The sequence below is a fragment of the Aeromicrobium tamlense genome (assembly GCF_013408555.1).
Lineage (GTDB): Bacteria > Actinomycetota > Actinomycetes > Propionibacteriales > Nocardioidaceae > Aeromicrobium > Aeromicrobium tamlense.
On the sequence record NZ_JACBZN010000001.1, the window covers coordinates 1,293,904 to 1,312,645 of the forward strand.

The 18,742-nt window shown below is 72.8% G+C and carries 19 protein-coding genes; 5 read left to right on the forward strand and 14 right to left on the reverse strand.

Going from position 1 to position 18,742, the window contains the following annotated elements; translation table 11 throughout:
* Positions 1 to 15 precede the first annotated feature (15 nt).
* The 3 genes from BJ975_RS06540 to BJ975_RS06550 form a co-directional block, all read right to left on the reverse strand.
* Positions 16 to 1,857, reverse strand: coding sequence for a phosphoenolpyruvate carboxykinase (GTP) (locus BJ975_RS06540; protein WP_179424366.1), 1,842 nt, complete (start codon positions 1,855 to 1,857; stop codon positions 16 to 18).
* 174 nt (positions 1,858 to 2,031) lie between these two features.
* Positions 2,032 to 2,820: an ABC transporter permease subunit gene (locus BJ975_RS06545; protein WP_179424367.1), complete on the reverse strand. Its 789-nt coding sequence runs from the start codon at positions 2,818 to 2,820 to the stop codon at positions 2,032 to 2,034.
* Positions 2,817 to 3,665 (reverse strand): ABC transporter ATP-binding protein, encoded by an 849-nt coding sequence (locus tag BJ975_RS06550; RefSeq protein ID WP_179424368.1) that lies wholly within the window; start codon positions 3,663 to 3,665, stop codon positions 2,817 to 2,819. Before BJ975_RS06550 ends, BJ975_RS06545 begins: the two co-directional genes overlap by 4 nt.
* A gap of 312 nt (positions 3,666 to 3,977) precedes the next feature.
* Between BJ975_RS06550 and BJ975_RS06555 the strand changes: the two genes are divergently transcribed.
* On the forward strand, positions 3,978 to 4,583 hold the full coding sequence (locus BJ975_RS06555) for a Pr6Pr family membrane protein (protein WP_179424369.1): 606 nt from the start codon (positions 3,978 to 3,980) through the stop codon (positions 4,581 to 4,583).
* A gap of 15 nt (positions 4,584 to 4,598) precedes the next feature.
* Here the strand turns inward: BJ975_RS06555 and BJ975_RS06560 are convergent, their stop codons facing one another.
* The 6 genes from BJ975_RS06560 to BJ975_RS06585 form a co-directional block, all read right to left on the reverse strand.
* Complete coding sequence (locus BJ975_RS06560; protein WP_179424370.1) at positions 4,599 to 6,068, reverse strand: glycosyltransferase family 39 protein; 1,470 nt, start codon at positions 6,066 to 6,068, stop codon at positions 4,599 to 4,601.
* A 12-nt stretch (positions 6,069 to 6,080) separates the two neighbouring features.
* Positions 6,081 to 6,890 (reverse strand): aldo/keto reductase, encoded by an 810-nt coding sequence (locus tag BJ975_RS06565; RefSeq protein WP_179424371.1) that lies wholly within the window; start codon positions 6,888 to 6,890, stop codon positions 6,081 to 6,083.
* A gap of 21 nt (positions 6,891 to 6,911) precedes the next feature.
* The gene (locus BJ975_RS16710) at positions 6,912 to 9,572 is read right to left on the reverse strand and encodes a LuxR C-terminal-related transcriptional regulator (RefSeq protein ID WP_223303252.1); all 2,661 of its coding nucleotides are present in this window, start codon (positions 9,570 to 9,572) and stop codon (positions 6,912 to 6,914) included.
* A 101-nt stretch (positions 9,573 to 9,673) separates the two neighbouring features.
* Positions 9,674 to 11,785 carry a LuxR family transcriptional regulator gene (locus tag BJ975_RS06575; RefSeq protein WP_179424372.1) on the reverse strand — a complete coding sequence of 704 codons (2,112 nt, stop codon included), beginning with the start codon at positions 11,783 to 11,785 and terminating at the stop codon, positions 9,674 to 9,676.
* A complete protein-coding gene (locus tag BJ975_RS06580; protein WP_179424373.1) occupies positions 11,782 to 12,018 on the reverse strand; it encodes a hypothetical protein in 237 nt (78 codons plus the stop codon). The genes BJ975_RS06575 and BJ975_RS06580 overlap by 4 nt, the downstream gene beginning before the upstream one ends.
* A complete protein-coding gene (locus BJ975_RS06585) occupies positions 12,015 to 12,266 on the reverse strand; it encodes a hypothetical protein (protein ID WP_179424374.1) in 252 nt (83 codons plus the stop codon). The genes BJ975_RS06580 and BJ975_RS06585 overlap by 4 nt, the downstream gene beginning before the upstream one ends.
* Before the next feature lie 160 nt (positions 12,267 to 12,426).
* On the opposite strand from BJ975_RS06585, the gene BJ975_RS06590 reads away from it, so the two are divergent.
* Genes BJ975_RS06590 through BJ975_RS06600 form a run of 3 tightly spaced genes read left to right on the forward strand, consistent with a single transcriptional unit; the run spans position 12,427 to position 13,793 of the window.
* Positions 12,427 to 12,918 (forward strand): DUF6325 family protein, encoded by a 492-nt coding sequence (locus BJ975_RS06590; protein WP_218845751.1) that lies wholly within the window; start codon positions 12,427 to 12,429, stop codon positions 12,916 to 12,918.
* A gap of 32 nt (positions 12,919 to 12,950) precedes the next feature.
* The gene (locus tag BJ975_RS06595; protein ID WP_179424375.1) at positions 12,951 to 13,247 is read left to right on the forward strand and encodes an SHOCT domain-containing protein; all 297 of its coding nucleotides are present in this window, start codon (positions 12,951 to 12,953) and stop codon (positions 13,245 to 13,247) included.
* A gap of 3 nt (positions 13,248 to 13,250) precedes the next feature.
* Positions 13,251 to 13,793, forward strand: coding sequence for a potassium channel family protein (locus BJ975_RS06600; RefSeq protein WP_179424376.1), 543 nt, complete (start codon positions 13,251 to 13,253; stop codon positions 13,791 to 13,793).
* Here BJ975_RS06600 and BJ975_RS06605 read toward each other — a convergent pair.
* The 4 genes from BJ975_RS06605 to BJ975_RS06620 are packed head-to-tail and all read right to left on the reverse strand — an operon-like array spanning position 13,747 to position 17,515.
* On the reverse strand, positions 13,747 to 15,012 hold the full coding sequence (locus BJ975_RS06605; RefSeq protein ID WP_179424377.1) for a hypothetical protein: 1,266 nt from the start codon (positions 15,010 to 15,012) through the stop codon (positions 13,747 to 13,749). The genes BJ975_RS06600 and BJ975_RS06605 overlap by 47 nt on opposite strands.
* On the reverse strand, positions 15,009 to 15,980 hold the full coding sequence (locus tag BJ975_RS06610; RefSeq protein ID WP_179424378.1) for a YhjD/YihY/BrkB family envelope integrity protein: 972 nt from the start codon (positions 15,978 to 15,980) through the stop codon (positions 15,009 to 15,011). The genes BJ975_RS06605 and BJ975_RS06610 overlap by 4 nt, the downstream gene beginning before the upstream one ends.
* Before the next feature lie 7 nt (positions 15,981 to 15,987).
* The gene (locus tag BJ975_RS06615) at positions 15,988 to 17,061 is read right to left on the reverse strand and encodes an AI-2E family transporter (RefSeq protein ID WP_179424379.1); all 1,074 of its coding nucleotides are present in this window, start codon (positions 17,059 to 17,061) and stop codon (positions 15,988 to 15,990) included.
* A gap of 22 nt (positions 17,062 to 17,083) precedes the next feature.
* Positions 17,084 to 17,515 carry a DUF7144 family membrane protein gene (locus BJ975_RS06620; RefSeq protein ID WP_179424380.1) on the reverse strand — a complete coding sequence of 144 codons (432 nt, stop codon included), beginning with the start codon at positions 17,513 to 17,515 and terminating at the stop codon, positions 17,084 to 17,086.
* Between the two features lie 166 nt (positions 17,516 to 17,681).
* On the opposite strand from BJ975_RS06620, the gene BJ975_RS06625 reads away from it, so the two are divergent.
* Entirely contained in the window at positions 17,682 to 18,143 is a 462-nt protein-coding gene (locus tag BJ975_RS06625; protein WP_179424381.1) for a DUF7144 family membrane protein, read from the forward strand.
* Positions 18,144 to 18,150: 7 nt separating this feature from the next.
* Here the strand turns inward: BJ975_RS06625 and BJ975_RS06630 are convergent, their stop codons facing one another.
* Positions 18,151 to 18,648 (reverse strand): DUF1269 domain-containing protein, encoded by a 498-nt coding sequence (locus BJ975_RS06630; protein ID WP_179424382.1) that lies wholly within the window; start codon positions 18,646 to 18,648, stop codon positions 18,151 to 18,153.
* Positions 18,649 to 18,742 lie beyond the last annotated feature (94 nt).

Sequence of the window (18,742 nt, forward strand, 5' to 3'; positions counted from 1 at the left end):
CCTTCGCTCGGTGCGTCAGGCCTCGTCGAGAGCCTGGGCGACGCGGCGGTGCGCCTCCCAGATGCGCTCGGGCAGTCCGCCGAACTGCTCGAGGTGCGACTCGCGCAGGCCGATCTCCTGCTTCCAGCGATCGACGTCGATCGCCAGCAGCTGGTCGAGGACGGCGTCGTCGATGTCCAGGCCCTCGAGGTTCAGCTCGTCCTTGCTCGGGACGACGCCGACGGGGGTCTTCGTGCCGGTGACACGACCCTCGCGGTAGTCCATCATCCACAGCAGGGCGCGCAGGTTCTCGCTGTAGCCGGGCCACAGGTAGCCGCCGTCGGCGTCACGCTGGAACCAGTTCACGTGCGCGAACAGCGGCTTGTCGGTGACCTGGTCGAGGATGTCGAGCCAGTGCTGCGCGTAGCGGCCCTCGGGCAGCGCCAGGAACGGACGCATCGACATGGGGTCGTAGCGCAGCTGGCCGGCCACGCCCTCGGCCGCGGCGGTGGCCTCGGCGCCCAGCGTCAGGCCGTCGTAGACGCCCTCGGCCGGATCCTCGATCGCGCGGATCAGAGGCTCACGGTCGCGGGTGCGGCCGCCGTAGATGATGCCGTCGATCGGCACGCCCGCCGGGTCGTCGTAGTCGGGCGACTCGTTCGGGACGTTCGACATGGTCGACGTGAAGCGGCAGTTCGGGTGCGCCCACACGTGGTCCTTGGAGCGCTGCTCCTCGACCGGGCGCTCGGAGATGAGGTGGCCCTTCCAGTCGCGCCAGCCCTCGACGTCGGTGGGGTAGTCGGGCGACTTGCCCTCCCACCAGGTCTCGTGCGTGTTCACGTTGTACGCCGTGTTCGTGAAGATCGCGCCGGTGCCCTCCTGGACCGCGGCGAGCGCGTTGGGGTTGGTGATCGCGTTGGTGTCGATCGCCACGCCGAACACGCCGTACTCGGGGTTCATGCCGTAGAGCTTGCCGTCGTCGCCGACCCACAGCCACGCGATGTCGTCGCCGAAGAACTCGACGTAGTAGCGCTCGCCCAGGACGCCCGGGGCGACCATCATCGCGAGGTTCGTCTTGCCCGAGGCGCTCGGGAAGCCACCGGCGATGTGGTACTTCTTGCCGGTCTCCTTGTCCTGGATCGCGATGAGCATGTACTGCTCGGCGAGGAACTTGCGCGACGCCCAGCCGTCCCAGTTCGCCTGGCGCAGGCCATGGGCGATCTTGCCCAGCAGCGCGTTGCCGCCGTAGGACGAGCCGAAGTGCAGGATCGTGCGCTCGTCGGCGACGGTCACGAAGTAGCGCTTGTCGTCGGGGGTGCCCTGGCCGAGGTTCTCCAGGTCGCCGGTGACGTGGACCGCGCGCACGAAGCTCTCGGGGTCCTGCAGGTTCTCGAACAGGTCGACGCCGACGCGGGCCATGCGGATCATCTGCAGCACGACCGAGCGGTTGTCGGTGAGCTCGATGCCGGCGGCGTAGGCCTCCAGCGGCGAGCCGGGAGCGGCCATCAGGTAGGGGATGACGTACATCGTCTTGCCCTGCGAGGCGCCCGTCATGTTCCCGATGACGACCGGCTTGATCTCGTCGGCGTGGCGCCAGTTGTTGTAGACGCCCTTGTCCGCGGGGTCGCTGGTGGCCACGATGGTCCGCTCCTCCGAGCGGGCCGTGTCCTTGTGGTAGCTCTGCGAGTAGTACAGGCCCTCACCGGCCGGTTCGAGCTCGCCGGCCTCGAGGGCCTCCTGCAGCAGTCGGGCGTCGTCGCTGGCGCTGACGACCTCGATGCGCTCGGGCTGGGTGACACCCGCCCAGTGCTTCACGAACTCATGGACATGGGGGTTCTTCAACCCCGCCTCGTCCAGGACCTTGTCCACGTCGACCATAGGTCTGCCTTGTCCTCTCCTGGACCAGCCCGCCGGCCGGTCCGGTCACGTCGATGTTCCGTCCCGTGTCGACGGCGATTCCGACGACACGATCCCGGAGATTACCGTGACCCTACCGCGCTTCGGGTGCCACTCTCCGGCGGGCCCTGTGGCACATGTCACAGCACGAATGGGTCACAGTCGCGTGACGACACGGTCGCGGTCGAAGCGCCGGACGGCCAGGTGGAACACCGCGAGATCGCCCACGAGGGCGGCCACTCCGACGCCGATCACGACCCCGCCGTCGAACGCGAGAGCGCCCGCCGCCTGCGACACGATCAGCACGATCACGGGCAGCACCAGCAGTCCCGCGACCGCCTGCGCGCCCTGGAGCGTGGAGGCGCGGTGCGAGATCAGGACGATGCAGCCGATCGCGAAGAAGGACACGAGCGGGGCGATCACGAGGGCCAGAACGAGCCACGTGCCGTTCGGGAACGCCCACCCGTGCTGCCACGGCCGCGCCAGGCCGTTCACGACCAGCGCGTAGACGGCGGTCGACAGCCACGTGACCCCCACGGCCGGCACCCACGAGACGAGGATCTTGCCGATCACGAGCTCGCGGTCCGTGAGCGGCGTGAACAGCAGGCCCTCGAGGGTGTCGCGCTCCTTCTCCCCGACGAACGCCGCCGTGGCCAGGACGGTGGCGACCACGATCGGGATCATCAGGAAGACCGGCGCCATGAAGTACTGCACGACCGCCCGCGTGGGGTCGGCGGCGACGCCGGCGGGCAGCCCGTCCAGGTAGGACGTGAGGAAGTCGAGCCGGGCCAGTGCGTCCGGCTGCCGCGTCGCGGCGATGAGCGTCGCCGGGAGGACGAGCGCGAACACGATCGGCAGCATGACGATCGGCAGCAGCGTCTGCCGGTTGCGGCGCAGCTCGATCCAGTCCTTGGCCACGAGGGCGCGGACGCGGTCGGCGTTCAACGCCCCTCCCCCTGCAGCAGCGCGAAGTAGAGGTCGTGCAGCGAGGGCTCGACCGGCTCGGGGTCCGGGACGGCGTGGCCGGCCGCGCGGAGGTCGGCGACGGCCTGCTCGGCGGCCGCGCGATCGGTGACACGGACGAGGTACTCGCGCTCGGGCCAGTGCGCGGCGACCAGCTCGTCGACCTCCCCCGAGGCCACGACGCGCCCGCGGTCGAGCATCACCACGTCGTCGCACAGCTCCTCGAGCCCGTGCAGCTGGTGCGTGCACAGGACGATCGTGGTGCGGCCGTCGGCGCGGAGCTTCGCGAGGTGGCCCAGCACGTCGAGGGCCGAGGCCGGATCGAGCCCGGCGGTGGGCTCGTCGAGGAACAGCAGCTCAGGCTCCGCCAGCAGGGCACGGGCGATCTTGGCCTTCTGACGCAGGCCCTTGCTGAGCGATCCGACCGGGGCGTCGCGGCGGTCGGCCAGGTTGACGACGTCGAGCACCTCGGAGATCCGCTCGGCGGTGTGCCGACGGGACAGGCCGTGCAGCGCGCCCCACGTGCGCAGGTTCTCGGCGACGGTGAGCCGAAGGTAGAGGTTCGCCTCGGTCTGGACGCCGATGCGGGCGCGCAGCCGGGGCGCGGTCTCGGGGGTCACCGGCTCGCCGAACAGCTCGACGGTGCCGGCGGTCGGACGCAGCAGCCCCGTGAGCAGCCGAACGGTCGTGGACTTCCCCGAGCCGTTGGGCCCCAGGACGCCGAGCACGCGGCCCTGTCGCACGGTGAGGTCGAGTCCGGAGACGGCGACGCGGTCGTCGAAGGCGCGCGTCAGTCCGACCGCGCGGACCTGGGGCTCGCCCGTCATCGCACTCCCTCGTCTCGTGCCCGCTCGCGACCCGCCGAGCGGCGGGCTCGGACCCAGAGTGCCTGACGACCGCGCTCGTCCGGGCGGCTTCGGCCGTGTCGCAGCGCTGACTCCGGGGCGGACGTCGCTCGGCGGCGACGGCTTGGCAGACGCGGGTGCACCCGCCATGATGTGGGGCGCCCCGGGCTCGCGCCGTCGTCGAAGCCCTGGAGGGGTCGAGAGCGAAGGACCGAAGCCGTGGACGCAGCGCGATCTCTCCGAGCCGCGACGCCGGCGAGGGCATGGCACGCCCTCACGGCAGGGACGGCGGCGGTGGCGCTGCTCCTGCAGCTCGCACTGGTGTTCTCGGGGGCGTCCGTCCTGGCCGAGACCGAGGGCCCGGACCTCGGCGTCCGGCTCGCTCGCTTCATCGCGTACTTCACGATCCAGAGCAACCTGCTGGTCCTGGTCTCGGCGGTGGTCCTCGCGCGCGACACGCTGGCGGACGGGCCCTGGTGGCGGGCCGTGCGTCTGGCCGGTGTCATGGGGATCACGGTGACGGGTCTCGTGCACTTCTTCCTGCTCCGGCCGCTTCTCGACCTCGAGGGGGCGAGCCTCGTGGCCGACCGCCTCCTTCACCTCGCGGTGCCGCTGCTGGCCGTGGTGGGCTGGCTGGTGTTCGGGCCTCGCGATCGGATCGATCGTCGAGCCCTGCTCGTGGCGTTCCTGTGGCCGGTGGCCTGGCTCGCGGTCACGCTGACGGTCGAAGCGGTGACGGGCTGGTACCCCTACCCGTTCCTCGACGTCGCGGCGTCGGGCTGGTCGGGCGTGGCCATGACGTGCGCGGGCATCGCCGCGCTCGTGATCGGCTGCCTGGCTGCCCTGACCCTGGTCGACCGGCGGCTGGGTCGGCGCGGCGCGCTCAGCCTCGAGAGCTGACGCCCGCCCACGGGCTCAGCGCAGCCCGGACGACCTGACGCACTCGACGCCGGCGGGTCGCTCGGGAACCGGCCGCCGGACGTCGTTCCGCACCCAGATCCGATACGCGCACACGCCGGCGACGAGCCGGTAGCGACGCTTCAGCTCGCGCTCGGCGGTGTCACTGGTCAGTCCCCACGTGCCGAGGGTCCCGTTGCTCACGACCCAGGTCGGCGCGTCGGAGCCGGAGAGGACGCGGGTGAACTCCCGTAGCGCCGGGTCGTCCGTGCGCACCGGCAGGCTCCAGAGGTGCTCGTAGGGCGACCCGAGCCCCGTGGCCCGGACGAGGTCCGGCCTGCCCCAGGCGCTGACGACCGTGTCGCCGGGATCCGCGACCCGTCCGACCATGCGTCCGGCCGCCACGGCGCCGTCGACCGTCGTGAGGGCCGGGTGGATCAGCACCCCACCCACCACACCGGCCGCGACCGCATACGCGACGACGACCGGCACGACCCGCCGGGTGCGCGCCGCGATCAGCCCGGTCGCCACGGAGACCGGCACGGCGAACTCGACCAGGTAGTGACTCCACCAGCTGCCGCCGGCCAGGACCGAGGCCGCCGCGAACAGGGTCATCGCGCTCAGCGCCCACCACACGGGCGCGCGGCACCGCCGGAGAGCAGGCGCGGCGACGGTCGCCAGCACGAGCAGCAGCTGGCCCGAGACCAGCGAGCGTCCGAGGAGCTCGTACTGCCGTCCGTCGGCGGATTCGGAGCGGTCGGTCGCCATGACCTCGTCCGCGCGCAGCCGGAACGCGAAGAGGGCGTCGGCGAGGGCGGCCGGATCGGTGCCCCGGGCCCAGGCCCACAGCAGCAGCGTGGCCGCCAGGGCGAGCGCGCCGGTCGCGGCGACCCCGGCCATGGCGAGAGCACGCCGCGCAGGCACGTCCCGCGCGATCACCGACGCCACGAGCAGCACCACCGCGAAGACGGCGGCGTCGGCGTGGTTCTGCTTGGTCATCACCGCGGCCATCCCCGCGGCGCCGGTGAGCACCGACCAGCGCAGGGAGCCGTGCTCCACCGCTCGGACGGCGGCGTACACGCCGACGGAGAGCCACGGTGCCGCCAGCAGCTCGGCGTTGACGCGGTCGGCGCCCAGCCAGGGGCTGACCGTGAGGACCGCGGCCGCCACCGCGGCCCAGCGCGCGGCGCGATCGCCCGCGAGGCGGTGCGCCGTGGCGGCGCAGGCGACGACCGTGACCGCGACGGCCACCAGGCCGAGCAGCCGCAGTGCGACCACTCCCCCGGTGCCCGCCGCCAGCTCGGCGAGCGCCATCAGCAGGGGCGGCCGGTCGACCCAGTAGTCGCCGTAGAGCGAGGTGCCGTCGTGCCACTGGCCACCGACGATCAGCAGGCCCGCCTCGTCGGGGCTGGGCAGCACCGTCAGGAACGGCAGCCGCGCCAGGATCGCCAGCGCCACCACGAGCAGCACGAAGCGCCGCGTGGTCATCGGTCGACTCGGTCAGTCCTCGACCCGGGTGGCCGGATCGCCGTCGAACAGCCGGCCGTCGGGACGGCCGAGCGCCGTGAGCCGCTCCACCGCGGCTGGATCGAGGACGTGGCCCACCGCGGCGAGGTTCTGGCGCTGGCGCTCCTGCGAGGACGCCTTCGGCAGTGGCACGGCGCCGACGGCCGCGTGCCACGCGAGCACCGCCTCGGCCGGGGTCAGGTCGTGCTGCTCGGCGACCTCGACGACGACCGGGTTCGTCAGCAGGTCGCTCTTGCGGCCGAGCGGGCTCCACGCCTGGGTGACGATGCCGCGACGCCGGTGGTCGGCGAGCGCCTCGACCTGCGGGAAGTAGGGGTGCAGCTCGATCTGGTTGACGGCGGGCAGGACGCCCGTCTCGCGCTCGAGCCGGTCGAGGTGCTCGGGCAGGAAGTTGCAGACGCCGATGTGGAACACCAGGCCGCGCCGCTGGGCGTCGACGAGCGCCTGCCACGCCTCGACGTAGAGGTCGTGCGACGGGTTCGGCCAGTGGATGAGGTGCAGGTCGAGGTGGTCGAGGCCGGTGCGCAGCACGCTCTCCTCGATCGAGGTGACGGCGAGGTCGTAGGCGTGGTGGCGCCCGGGCAGCTTGGAGGTCACCACGATCTCGTCGCGCGGCACGTCGGAGCGCCGCACGGCCGTGCCGACGGCGCCCTCGTTCTCGTAGTTCATGGCCGAGTCGAGCAGCCGGTAGCCGACGCGCAGGGCCGAGATGACCGTGTCGACGCCGCTCAGGCCGTTCAGCTGGTAGGTGCCGAAGCCCACCGGGGGCAGTTCGAGGCTCACCCTCGCACCTTAGGGCCAAAGTCAGCCGGGCAGCAGTTCGTACTCGCGCGCCACGCGGACCGCGGCGTTGCGGCGGGTCACGCCGAGCTTGCGCAGGATGTTGCGGACGTGGGTGCGCACGGTGTTGACCGAGATGTACATCTCCGCGGCGATCTCGTCGGTGGTGAGCAGCGCGGCGAGGTGCCCCAGCACCTCCATCTCCTTCTCCGTGAGCTGCTCGACGGGTGCCGGCTGGCGTGACTCCACCCCCGAACCGGGCCGGGGCCGGGCGGCGGCCGGACCGGTGCGCTCGAAGAGCCACGCGTGCGCCGTCGCGAGCTGGCGGTCCTGCTGGATCAGCTGGCGCACGGGCACGCTCGCCTCGTGGAACGGCCGTCGCAGGGTGGACGGCCGAGCCAGCTGCAGGGCCTCGACGACGGCCCGGTGGGCCTGGACGGGAGCGCCGGCACGCAGCAGGCGCGCGCACTCCGCGAGGGACCCGGCGACGCGGACCGGCACCGGTGCGTGCTGGTCGCGGGCCCGCGCGTAGGCCGTGGCGGCCGCGACGTCGTCCCCCTGGGCGAGCCGGACCTGGCCCGCGGCGAGGGAGACCGCGGGCCCGGCCAGCTCGTCGTCCACCTGGGCGAGCTCCTCGTTCGCCTCGGTGGTCTCGCCCCGGGCGAGCAGCCACGGGACCAGCTCGAGGCGCAGTCGCGCGACGAGCCACGCGTCCTGCGTCCCGAGACGCTCCAGTGCGGCGCCGATCGTCGCGATGGCGGTCGCGCGATCGCCCTGTGCGGCACGCAGGCGCGCGGTGACGAGGGCGAGCATCGCGTTCGAGACCGGATCGCCGAGGACGAAGTCCGCGCGGGCCGCGACGTCGACGTGCTCGCTCGCGGCGCGGAGGTCGAACTGCTCGAGGGCGACCCACGCCTGCGCGATCCGTGGCGCGCGGGGCAGGACGCAGACGGTGAGACCCGCGTCGGAGGCGGTCCGCGCCGCGCGCGCCGCGAGGGTGGCGGCGCGGGTCGTGTCGCCCTCGCAGCACGCGATCAGGGCGAGCAGGCCGAGGCACTCGACCAGCAGGGCGAGCTCGCCGGCACGGTCGGCCGCATCGGCGCCGAGGCGTAGCGCCTCGCGGGCGCCGGGCACGTCGCCCTCACGGAGGTGACCCAGACCCTGCATCGCGCAGACCAACGGGACCATCCCGGGGTCGGACTCCGCCCGGCCGCCGGTGCTGACCAGCGCCAGGCCGGCCGCGTCGGCGAGCGCCGCCGACTCGCGCGGGTCCGCGGCGTCGCGGCCGCGGACGGCGAGCAGCAGGGCGAGTGCGCGCCGGACGTCCTCTCCCGGATCCGTCGCGCCGGAGAGCCGGGCGACCTCGCGGTCGAAGGCGGCCGGGTCGCGCTCGGCGAGCGCCAGCGCCGCCCGGACGAGGACGACGTCCGGGTCCTCCAGCGCGGTGGGGATGGCGCGCAGCTCCTGGACCAGCGGGTGCGTGCCGTCCGCCAGCAGCAGCTGGCGCCACGCGTCGTGGTCGGTGACGAGCCCCGCGAGGTCGGTCCACGCCTCGATCGCTGCGTAGTGGCGCGCGGCCGGGGTGAGCATGCCCTCCCGGGCGTACCAGTCGGCCGTCCGGCGCTGCAGGTCGAGCAGCGTGCCGGGCGCTCGGTACCCCAGCTCGGCGCGGAGCAGGTCGCGGAAGAAGGGGTGGAAGCGATAGTGCTCGGCGTGACCCGGCACGCGCTCGATGAAGACGTTGACCCGTGCGAGGGAGGACAGGCCGCGGACCGCGCTGTGGCCGCCCAGCGCGAGGGCCAGACCGGGCTCGACCGTGTCGGGCACGCTCATCGTCATCAGCAGGTCGAGGACCTCGGGCGAGTGCGCCGCGAGCACCTCCCCCATGAGGTATTCCGCGATGCTGCCGCTCTCGCCCATCACGTCGCCCACGTCGGCGTCGGGGTCCTCGTGGTCGCCGAGGAACTTGCCGGCGAAGCGGGTGCCGGTGACCCAGCCGCGGGTGCGGGCGTTGAGCAGGTGCACCGAGTCGGCGCGCAGCGGCACGCCCATGAGGTCGAGGACGGTACCGGCCTCCTCGTCGGTGAGCGCGAGGTCGGCCATCCGGACCTCGGTCATCGACTCCTCGAGCCGGTAGCGGTAGAGCGGGAGCACCGGGTCGGCCCGGGTCAGCATCACCAGGCGCAGGCGGTGCCCCGTGTGGCGGAGCAGGAAGTCCAGGTCGTCGGCGACCACGGCCGAGCTGACGTCGAACCCGTCCATCACGATCGTGATGGCCTCGGGCTCGGACGCGATCGCGACGGCGAGCTCACGGCGCACCCGCGAGTCCAGGGGCGCGTCCCCGGGCGGGAGCGGTCCCGCGGGAACGGCGATCCCGAGACGCTCGAGCGCCTCGACGAACGCGGGCCACAGCACGTCGCCGGCGTCGAAGGTGATCCACTCCAGGCGCTCGGGCGCACGCGTGGTGGCCCAGTCGACGACGAGCGAGGTCTTGCCCGTCCCTGCGGGCGCGCTGACCAGCACGAGCGAGCAGCCGGGGTCGGCGTCGATCAGGTCGAGCAGTCGCGCGCGGCTGACGAACTGGCGGGGTCGGTCGGGGATTCCCGGCCAGCCGCCGGTGGCGGGGGCGGCCCGGTAGGACTCGTGATCTGCGGACGAGGGCTCGTCCTGCGAGCGTCGCACCATAGCCCTCACCTCCCCTCCCAGCACGCTAATGAGCGGCCGCAGCCGCGCAGATCACACGAATCGTGTGAAGGACCGTGTGCTCCCAGTGCCTCCGAAGGCGTCTACTGCCCCAGCAGCCCCAGCACGGTGGCCCGCGCGACCGCCGCACCCCGGGTGCTCACCCCGAGCTTGCGGTAGATCGACGCGATCTCGGAGTTGGCGGTGTTGCGCGAGACGAACAGCCGCTCGCCGATCTGCGCGATCGTCAGGTGGGTCTGCAGGTACGGCAGGACACGGAGCTCCGCGGGGGTCAGTGGCGCGGTCACCCCGTCGTCGCGGTCGCCGCCGTCCAGCATGGCGACGAACTCGGCCAGCTCGGCGCCCAGGACGCCGAGGTCCGGACGCTCGCGGGCGAGGTCGTGCAGCTCGCGCAGCAGCTCGCGGGCACCACCGTGGTCGCCCGTGGCCCAGAGCAGCTTCGCCACGGCGAGCCGGCCCTTCACCGCGAGCAGGGGCCGCGCGGACGTGCTGACGTGACGCGACTCCATGGCCTCGCCCAGCTCGTGCAGGGCCGCCGCCCGGTCACCGACGCGCAGGTGCAGGCGTGCCGAGGCCGCCAGCGTCAGCACGGTCGCCGGGTGACCCGGCAGGCCGGACTCCTCGGTCGCGCGGACCGCCGCGCGCACGTGCTCGCCCCCGGCGCGCCAGTCGCCACGGTCCATCGCGATCCAGCCCAGCAGGGCGAGCGCGCCCACGGCGATGTAGTAGTGACCGGCCCGCGTCGCCTCGCGCGCCGCCTCCTCGAGGCACGGGAGGGCCTCGTCCACCTGCCCGAGCATCAGGTGGGCCTCGCCGCACAGGGCGATGGCTCGGACGCGACGGAAGCTCCACGGATCGACGTGCGTCAGGGCGTACCGCGCGTCGCGCAGCGCCCGGTCGGGACCGTCCGGTGCCATCGCGGAGCGGAGCAGGGCACGGTCGGCCTCCAGGGAGGAGGTCGGGTCCGCGGTCGACTCGAGGAAGGACAGCCAGCGCTGTGCCGTGCCGGGGTCCCCCGTCAACGCCGCCACCCACCCCTGCACGACGGCCAGCCGCGGGTGCGACGCCAGCTGCAGCTCGCCCAGCGTCGTCAGCCAGCGCTGGACCACGGCGGACTCGCCCCGCTCCCACGCCGCCGGCGCCGCGGCGTCGACCAGGGCCGCGGTCCGCTCGTGCCGGGACGTGGAGAGAAGGTGCTCGATCGCGGCCTCCTGCTCGCCGCGCGCCTCGTGCCAGGTGGCGGCCCGCGTGTGCAGGCGCTCGACGTGCTCGGGGTCCTCGCGGCGCAGCTCGGCGAGGAGGAACTCGCGGAACAGGCGATGGTGGCGGTACCACGCGCGCCCGCGTCCGGTGGGCATCACGAAGCGGTTCGCGTCCTCCAGCTCGCGCAGGCGCGCGGTGGAGTCCGTGCGGTCGAGCACGGCGTCGCACAGCTCGCCGCCCAGCCGGTCGAGGATCGCCGTCCTGAGCAGGAACTCGCGCTGGTCGGCGTCCAGCGGACCCAGCACCTCGGACGCGAAGTAGTCCGCCACGAACCGGTCGTCACCGGCGACGTCCAGCCCACCGTCCGGGGAGGCCTTCGCGACCGCGGCCGCCAGGGCGACGCCGGCTGCCCAGCCCTCGCAGTCGCGCGCGAGTCGGGCCGCAGCCTCGGGCTCCACGTCCAGCCCGGCACGCGCGAGGATCGCGCGGGCGATGGTGCCGTCGACGGCGAGGTGACACTCGTCGAGCTCCAGCGCCTCGTGCTCGGCACGCAGCCGCGGCAGGTGTGGCTGAGCGCGCCGACTCGCGGTCACCAGCTGCGAGCCCGACGGGATGCGCGCGGCGATCAGCCGCACGACGTCGTGCGCCTCGTCCGAGCGCAGGACCTGCAGGTCGTCCACGAGCAGCACGAATGGTCGGGGGCGCGCGCTGATCGCGGCGACGAGTCCGCGCAGCGTGGGCCGCCGCGGAGCGGTGGTGCCGTCCGCGACGGCGAAGGCGTCGGCGAGCGTGGCGACCAGGGCGTCGGGATCGTCGTCGGAGGCTGCCAGGGACGCGACGACCACGGTGCGGTGGTCGAAGGTCGCCCAGCGGCGCAGCAGCGTGGTCTTGCCGTACCCCGCGGCGGCCGTGACGGCGACGACGCGGGACGGCGCGCACCGGGCCGCCGCGATGATCTCGCCGCGACCGACCCCCTCCGGCGCCCCGGTCATGGACTGAGGGTAGCCACCGCGGGGTCGACGACGACGACGGATTCCAGTCGCAGTCCGAGCGCGTGGATCACGGCGACCAGCGCGTCGACGTCCGCGGCGGTCACCGCGACGAGCGTCGTGCACGTGCGGGTGCGCGCCACGAGCTCGGGCCCGAGCGCGTTCCGCAGGACGGGCCCCAGCCCGCTGTCGATCGTGAGCTCGTACTCCACGGTCGGCCCGCCACGTCCGGTCACGGCTCCCCGGCCTCCGGCTCGTCGTCCGGTGTGACGATGCGGCGCACCTCGACGACCTCGAGGCCGTACGTGCGCAGCTGGGCCAGGAATCCGTGGAGCTCGGACTGGTCGCGGATGCGGGCGCGCAGCGAGGTGCGCAGCTCGCGGCCGACCACCTGGATGTCCGCGAGGTCCCCCAGGACCTCGTCGGGAACGGCGCCCTCGATCCTGACCTCGAACACCTGCTGGCGCGGGTGCTCCGTCGTCATGGCCCACCTCCCGAGTGGTCGTCGTCCTGCGTGCAGTCTCGTCGGATCGGCACCGGCTCTCCTCGTCACGACGTGATGAGTTCGCCTGCCGATCGTTCCGGCCGTGGGACGGCACTTCGTCCCCGCAGGATGAGGCCGCTCCCCCGGCCGCGCTCCTACCGTGATCGGGACACGCACGCCGCGCGTCGCCACCGTGAGGAAGGACGGCACCGCCATGGACGAGGTCGAATGGGGACCGGTCGGCTACCTGATCGTGGAGTTCCCCGGTGCGAGGATGACCGGCGAGGGACTGCAGGAGCTGGTCGCGCTCACGGACAGCGGCACGATCCGCATCCTGGACCTGGCCTTCGTGCTGAAGGAGGCCGACGGCTCCGTCAGCGCGCTGGAGATCAACGACCTCGACGGCGACGGCGCGTTCGACCTCACGGTCTTCGAGGGCGCGTCGTCGAACCTGCTGGGCGAGCACGACCTGCGGGAGGCCGGCGACGTGCTGACCGACGGCAGCGCCGCGGCGATCCTGCTCTTCGAGAACCGCTGGGCCGCCCGCTTCGTCCATGCGCTGCGCCGCAACGGCGCGGAGCTGGTCGCGGCCGGCTTCATCCCCCTGGACGACATCGCCGAGGCGCTGGACGCGACCGAGGCCGCGGGCTGAGCCCGCCCACCACCCGAGCGAAGGAGCAGGACATGCCAGGACTACTGAGGGGCGTCGCACGCACCGCCGTCGTCGCCGGAACGGCCACGGCCGTCTCGAACCGCGTCTCGCGTCGCCAGGCCTCCCGCTGGGCGGCCGAGCAGCCGCAGTACCAGCAGGGCTACGACCAGCAGTACGAGCAGGCGCCGCCCCCGCCCCCGCCGCCCGCGGCCCCGCCGGCGGACGATCCGATCGCCCTGTTGAGCCAGCTCGGGCGCCTGCACGAGGCCGGAACGCTCACCGACGAGGAGTTCGCCGCGCAGAAGGCGCGGATCCTCGCGCAGATGTGAGTCATGACCCGTCCGAGGCCGGACCCGGCCCGCCGACAGGCGTGGGCGCTCGTCCGGCGGGCCGCCGTGCGCGTCGTGCTGTCGGTGACGGTGCTGCTCTGCGCCTACTTCCTGTTGCCGGCGCGTGACTCGGGATCCGACCTGCCCTGGTTCCTGCTCGCGCTGCTCGTGTTCAGCGGCGTCGTGGCCGTCCAGGTGCCGCTGATCGCGCGCTCGACGTTCCCGGTGATCCGGGCCGTCGAGGCGCTCGCGCTGGCGATCCCGGTGTTCCTGCTGATGTTCGCGCGCGCCTACCTCACGGTGTCCCTCGCGGACCCGGACGCCTTCAGCAGGCCGCTCACCCGGGTCGACGCGCTCTACTTCACGGTCTCGACGTTCGTGACGGTGGGCTTCGGCGACATCACCGCCACGTCGCAGGGGATGCGCGTGGCCGTTACGGCGCAGATGATCCTGGACCTGGTCATCCTCGGCGCCGTCGTGAAGGTCTTCGCCTCGGCCGCTAGGCGTGGGCTGTCGGGGCGTGATCCCGGGACGCTGCCTGACTGACGGCCCGGCCCGCACCCGCCAGCACCTGGAGCACGGCGAGCAGGACCAGCGCGAGGGCCAGCGACCACCACCAGCGCTCGGGCGAGATCTCGTTGCCCCAGGCCAGCACGACCACCGCCGCGCCGACGGCCACGACCCGCAGCCACGCGACGTTGTCCGTCACCCAGCGCCAGCCGAGGCCGAGCTGGCCGTGAACCACGCCGGCGCCGAACCGCTCGAGGGCACCGCCGATCGCCGTGCGCACCGCCGTGCCCGACCGGTTGGAGCCGGTGAACCAGCCGGCCACGACGAGCGCGAGGCCGAGCATCAGCACGACCTGCCGGCCGCGCTCGAGGTACGCCGACAGCGTCTCGTAGAAGACGGTGCTGGCCGGGCCGAAGGACGTCTCGGCGAGGGCGTTCGAGAAGAGCTGGCGGCCGACGCCGAGCGCGATCGCGAGCACGACGGCGTTCACGGCGATCGCGATCCCGACGGCCACCGTCATGCGGGGCCGGCGCCGCGCGAGCAGGACGGCGCCGAGGTAGAGCACCCCGACGACCGGCAGCGCCCAGCGGGCCACGGGGTCGCTGAAGGCGTAGATCGTGCGGATCTGCTGCACGCGCGGCGCCTCCATCAGGACGATCGTGCGATCGGTCTCGGGGATGGGAGCGTTCTCGACGAACGTCATCCCGCGGTCGACGAGCCGTGCCTTGACCTCGTCGATCACCTCGCCGACGTCGAGCACGACGTCGTCGCCCTGGAGGCTCACCGCTCCCCCGCCGCGGCCCTCGAGGACCCGCTGGAACGCTTGCTGCGCGCGGACGTTGAGCCGGGTCCACAGGTCCGCGAACGCGTCGGAGGTCAGGAAGGCGCGGACCTGGCGGTCGATCGCGCCGTTGATGGCGGCCGACAGCGGCGCGGCGAGCAGCTCGAGGCGGGGTGCCTCGTCGCTCAGGCCCGCGAACGCCTGGTCGAGGAGGCCCTCGATGTCGACCTGCTGGGAGATCGCCGTGGTCACCCGGGTGGCGAGCACTTCCTGGATCTCGGGCGACTGCACCAGCGGGCCGACGGTCTCGACGTACCGCTCGCCGTCGTTCAGGGTGCGCTGGCCCCAGTAGGCGATCGCCGCCGGGGTGGTCAGGAGGGCGGCCAGCACGAGGCACACGACCGCGCCGGCCGCGCGGCCGCGGGAGGCGTTCGTGGTCGTGGCGGGCATGGGTGTGGTGGAGTCCTGGGTCATCGGACGCTCCTTCCGGTGTCGCGATTCTCGTCATCGGGACCGAGCCGGGCATCATGCTCCGGGGGTGAGCCGGGGTCGCCCCGCAGCCAGGCGCCGGCCCGTCCTTCGTCGCTCACCAGGACCTGCCCCAGCACCGCGGTGCCGATCAGGATGAAGGCCACCACGTAGAGCCAGGCGAGGTAGGTGAAGGCCATCCCGATCGGGCCGTAGCGCCCGGCGCTCACGTCGAGCGCCCACGGCAGCCACACCTCCGCGGCCGGGCGGACGATGGCCATGGCGATCCCGCAGGCGACCGCGCCGGGCAGCAACCACCGCGCCGCGATCCGCCCGGCGAGCAGGACCCACGGGACGAAGACGGCCACCGCGACGTCGGTGGCCATGGACAGCGCGGCCGGCCACAGCGAGCGGGGTGGGAGCGCGCTCGTGCGCTGGGTGAGGTTCTGGACCACGACGACCGCCATCATCAGCACGACCACCACCGCGAACCAGCGCCAGGCCGACCTCAGGTCCACCCGCGGCCGGTCGACCTGCCAGACCACGGCGAACGCGCGACTCAGCGCGCGGGACAGGCTCGTCGCGGACACGAGGACGAACAGGACGCCCACGACGCCGAACGCCGCGGCGCCCTCGCCGCGGGTGGCCTCGTCGATGAGCTCGCTGGTCTCCCCCGATGCGCCGACGACCTCGGCGATCTGGTCCGAGCCGGCTCCGAGGAAGGTCACCGCGACGATGAGCAGCGGCAGGATCGAGGTGAAGAACTGCGCGGCGATCGTCATGGCGCGGTCGAAGATCTCGACGCGCACGGACGCGGCCGCCAGCCGCATCAGGGTGCGGCCGATCCACGTGGACAGCACCCACTGCACGCGCTCGCGCGCCCAGGGCGGCAGCCGCTCGACGGCCGTGTCGATCCGCTCGGTCGACTGACTGACCGGTGCGAACGGCTCGTCCCGGCTGCTGTCCTGGTCCATCGCGGCCTCAGTCCGAGGTCTCGGGTCTTCCCGAGATGAGCGGCAGCGCCCACGACAGGCGAGGATCCGCCTCCACGAGCATCGCCTTCATCAACAGGCTGAGCGGCACCGCGAGCAGCGCGCCCAGCGGACCGAGCAGCCAGGCCCAGAACACGAGCGACAAGAACGTGAGCGTGGGCGAGAGCCCGACGCTCTCCCCCACGACCCGCGGCTGGATGATCGACTGGATCACGAAGTTCACGACGCAGTAGACGACGATGACCGCGAGCATGAGCCCCGGTCCGTCCTCCAGCAGGGCGATCAGCGCCGGCGGCACGAGACCGATCACGAAGCCGATGTTGGGGATGAAGTTCGTGACGAACGCCAGCACCGCCCAGACGAAGGCGCCCGGGACGCCGATGACGTACAGCGCGACGCCGTCGACGATCGCCACGATGAGGCCGAACGTCGCGGCGACGACCATGTACGTGCGGGTCCCGTCGGCGAAGTGCCCGACGGCCGTGACCACGTCGCCGAAGCGACCGCCCAGCAGGTGCAGGTTCCGGCGGGCGGCGTTGGTGTCGAACGCCATGAACAGCAGCACGGTGAACAGGAAGAAGACGTCGGTCAGCGCTCCCAGCGTGCCGCCCAGGATCGACGCGACCAGCTCCACGAGCCGCGCCGGGTCGATCGCGGCGGCCACCTTGTCGAGCTGCGCCTGCTCGACGCCGAAGCCCTCCAAGGTCGCGACCGCGTCGTTCACGGTCTCGGTGAACTCCGTCGTGTACTTCGGCAGCAGCGCGGCCAGCTGGGCCACCGACACCACCAGGGCGAGGGTCATCACGACGATCAGCAGGTACGCCGCGATCAGCATGACCGTCGAGGCGGCCCACTCCGGCAGCCGCGTGCGCTCCAGCGCGCGGCGGGCGGGGTGCACCGTGACCGTGATGACCAGGGCGAGGAAGACCGGCCCGATGATGCTGGCGACGGCGTGCACGCCGCCGAGCACGATCGTCAGCGCGGCCGCGCCGACGACGAACGTCAGGACGCCCGACACGGTCCGCCCGGTGGGTCCCGGCCCCGGGCCCTGCTCGATCGTCATGCGGCCTCCTCGGTCCTGGCCCTCACAGACCGCGCGTGGTGTCCCGGACCGGGAAGTCGGGGCCGTGGTCGGCCAGCGCCCAGATGACGCACACCGCGATCGCCATCACGAGCAGCGACCAGATCGGGTAGTACGGGATGAAGGCGAAGTTCAGCAGCATGCTGAGCGCCGCGACGGCGATGCCGACGCCGCGCGCCCACCCCTGCCCGCTGAACACGCCGAACCCGGCGATGACGACGACGACGCCGGCGATCAGGTGGATCCAGCCCCAGGCGGTGACGTCGAACTCGAGGAGGTACTGGGGGCCCTCGACGTAGATCTCGTTCTCGGCGAGGGCCACGATGCCCATGAAGGCGTGGAAGACGCCCATCAGGATCATCATCACCCCGGCGAACGCGATGAAGCCGAAGGCGGCTCCCTGGGAACGGCGTGGTGCCGTGCGTGAGTCGGTCATGTCGCTGGTCCTCCTGCGTCCGGGCCCGAGGGGCCGGGGCCCCGAGCGGGCCCTCCTGCCATGCAAGCGCGCATGGACCGGTGTGCGGATCATCCGTGCAGGGTGAGGCGACCCGCTCGCGCGCGCTCGGACACTGAGGCTGCTGCCCTGACAGAAAGGCACGATCATGTCTCGCACCGCAGAGCCCGCCGGGCCCGCCAAGACCCCCACCTCCGGCCAGTACCAAGCCGTTCAGCCCAGCCCGGTCTCCGGCTGGGTGGGCTGGGTCTACTTCGCCGCCTTCATGATGGTGCTCCTGGGAGCACTGCACGCCATCACGGGCCTCGTCGCCCTGTTCAAGGACCAGTACTTCCTCGTCGGCAACGACGGCCTGGTCGTCACCGCGGACTACACCGCGTGGGGCTGGGCCCACCTGATCGGCGGTGTCATCGTCGCCGCGGCCGGCGTCGCGCTGCTCACCGGCAAGGTGTGGGCCCGCGTGATCGCCGTGCTGGTCGCGATGCTCAGCATCCTGGTGAACTTCGCGTTCATGGCGGCCTATCCCCTGTGGTCGGTCGTGATGATCACGATCGACGTCCTGGTGATCTGGGCCGTCATCGTGCACGGCGACGAGCTGCGCGACGCCTGACCTGGGCTCACTCGCCCGCGAAGACCTCGCGCAGCGCGGTCTCCTGCTCGGAGCTGAGGTTCGTGAACACCAGCTCCGAGGGGCCGAGGTCGGCGAACGCGTCGGTGACCTTGTCCAGGACCGCGTCGGACGTCATGACGAACAGGGCGGAGGTGCCGGGCGTCACCTCGTCGCGGATCCGGTTGATGAAGCCGTCGTCGATGCCGACGTCGGCCAAGGACCCGGCGAGGGCGCCCGTCGCCGCGCCGATCGCGGCGCCCAGCAGCGGCACGAAGAAGATCAGGCCGAACAGCATGCCCCAGAAGGACCCGCCGAGCGCGCCCGCGCCGGTGGTCGAGTGCAGCTGGTGGGTCTTCGGCCGCTTCGCGCCCTCGGCCCACGTGACGGTCGCGGCGTCGTGGACGGTGATGAGGTTCTCGCGGCTCAGTCGCTGGAGCGTCTCCGACGCACGGTCGGCTCCCTCCGGCGAGGCGAACTTCCAGACGGTCAGGGTGGCTTGGGCCATGATGCGGTCTCCTGTGGTGCGAACGGGGGCGGGAGTGCCCCCACCGAGTGCACCCCGACGCGGCGTGCTCCGCTTCACCCGTCGAGGATGAGGC

Excerpts from the sequence above, each read along its gene's own strand:
- BJ975_RS06540 (WP_179424366.1), bottom strand. The coding sequence starts at position 1,857 with ATGGTCGACGTGGACAAGGTCCTGGACGAGGCGGGGTTGAAGAACCCC.
- BJ975_RS06550 (WP_179424368.1), bottom strand. The coding sequence starts at position 3,665 with ATGACGGGCGAGCCCCAGGTCCGCGCGGTCGGACTGACGCGCGCCTTC.
- BJ975_RS06560 (WP_179424370.1), bottom strand. The coding sequence starts at position 6,068 with ATGACCACGCGGCGCTTCGTGCTGCTCGTGGTGGCGCTGGCGATCCTG.
- BJ975_RS16710 (WP_223303252.1), bottom strand. The coding sequence starts at position 9,572 with ATGGTGCGACGCTCGCAGGACGAGCCCTCGTCCGCAGATCACGAGTCC.
- BJ975_RS06575 (WP_179424372.1), bottom strand. The coding sequence starts at position 11,785 with ATGACCGGGGCGCCGGAGGGGGTCGGTCGCGGCGAGATCATCGCGGCG.
- BJ975_RS06585 (WP_179424374.1), bottom strand. The coding sequence starts at position 12,266 with ATGACGACGGAGCACCCGCGCCAGCAGGTGTTCGAGGTCAGGATCGAG.
- BJ975_RS06595 (WP_179424375.1), top strand. The coding sequence starts at position 12,951 with ATGCCAGGACTACTGAGGGGCGTCGCACGCACCGCCGTCGTCGCCGGA.
- BJ975_RS06600 (WP_179424376.1), top strand. The coding sequence starts at position 13,251 with ATGACCCGTCCGAGGCCGGACCCGGCCCGCCGACAGGCGTGGGCGCTC.
- BJ975_RS06605 (WP_179424377.1), bottom strand. The coding sequence starts at position 15,012 with ATGACCCAGGACTCCACCACACCCATGCCCGCCACGACCACGAACGCC.
- BJ975_RS06610 (WP_179424378.1), bottom strand. The coding sequence starts at position 15,980 with ATGGACCAGGACAGCAGCCGGGACGAGCCGTTCGCACCGGTCAGTCAG.
- BJ975_RS06615 (WP_179424379.1), bottom strand. The coding sequence starts at position 17,061 with ATGACGATCGAGCAGGGCCCGGGGCCGGGACCCACCGGGCGGACCGTG.
- BJ975_RS06620 (WP_179424380.1), bottom strand. The coding sequence starts at position 17,515 with ATGACCGACTCACGCACGGCACCACGCCGTTCCCAGGGAGCCGCCTTC.
- BJ975_RS06625 (WP_179424381.1), top strand. The coding sequence starts at position 17,682 with ATGTCTCGCACCGCAGAGCCCGCCGGGCCCGCCAAGACCCCCACCTCC.
- BJ975_RS06630 (WP_179424382.1), bottom strand. The coding sequence starts at position 18,648 with ATGGCCCAAGCCACCCTGACCGTCTGGAAGTTCGCCTCGCCGGAGGGA.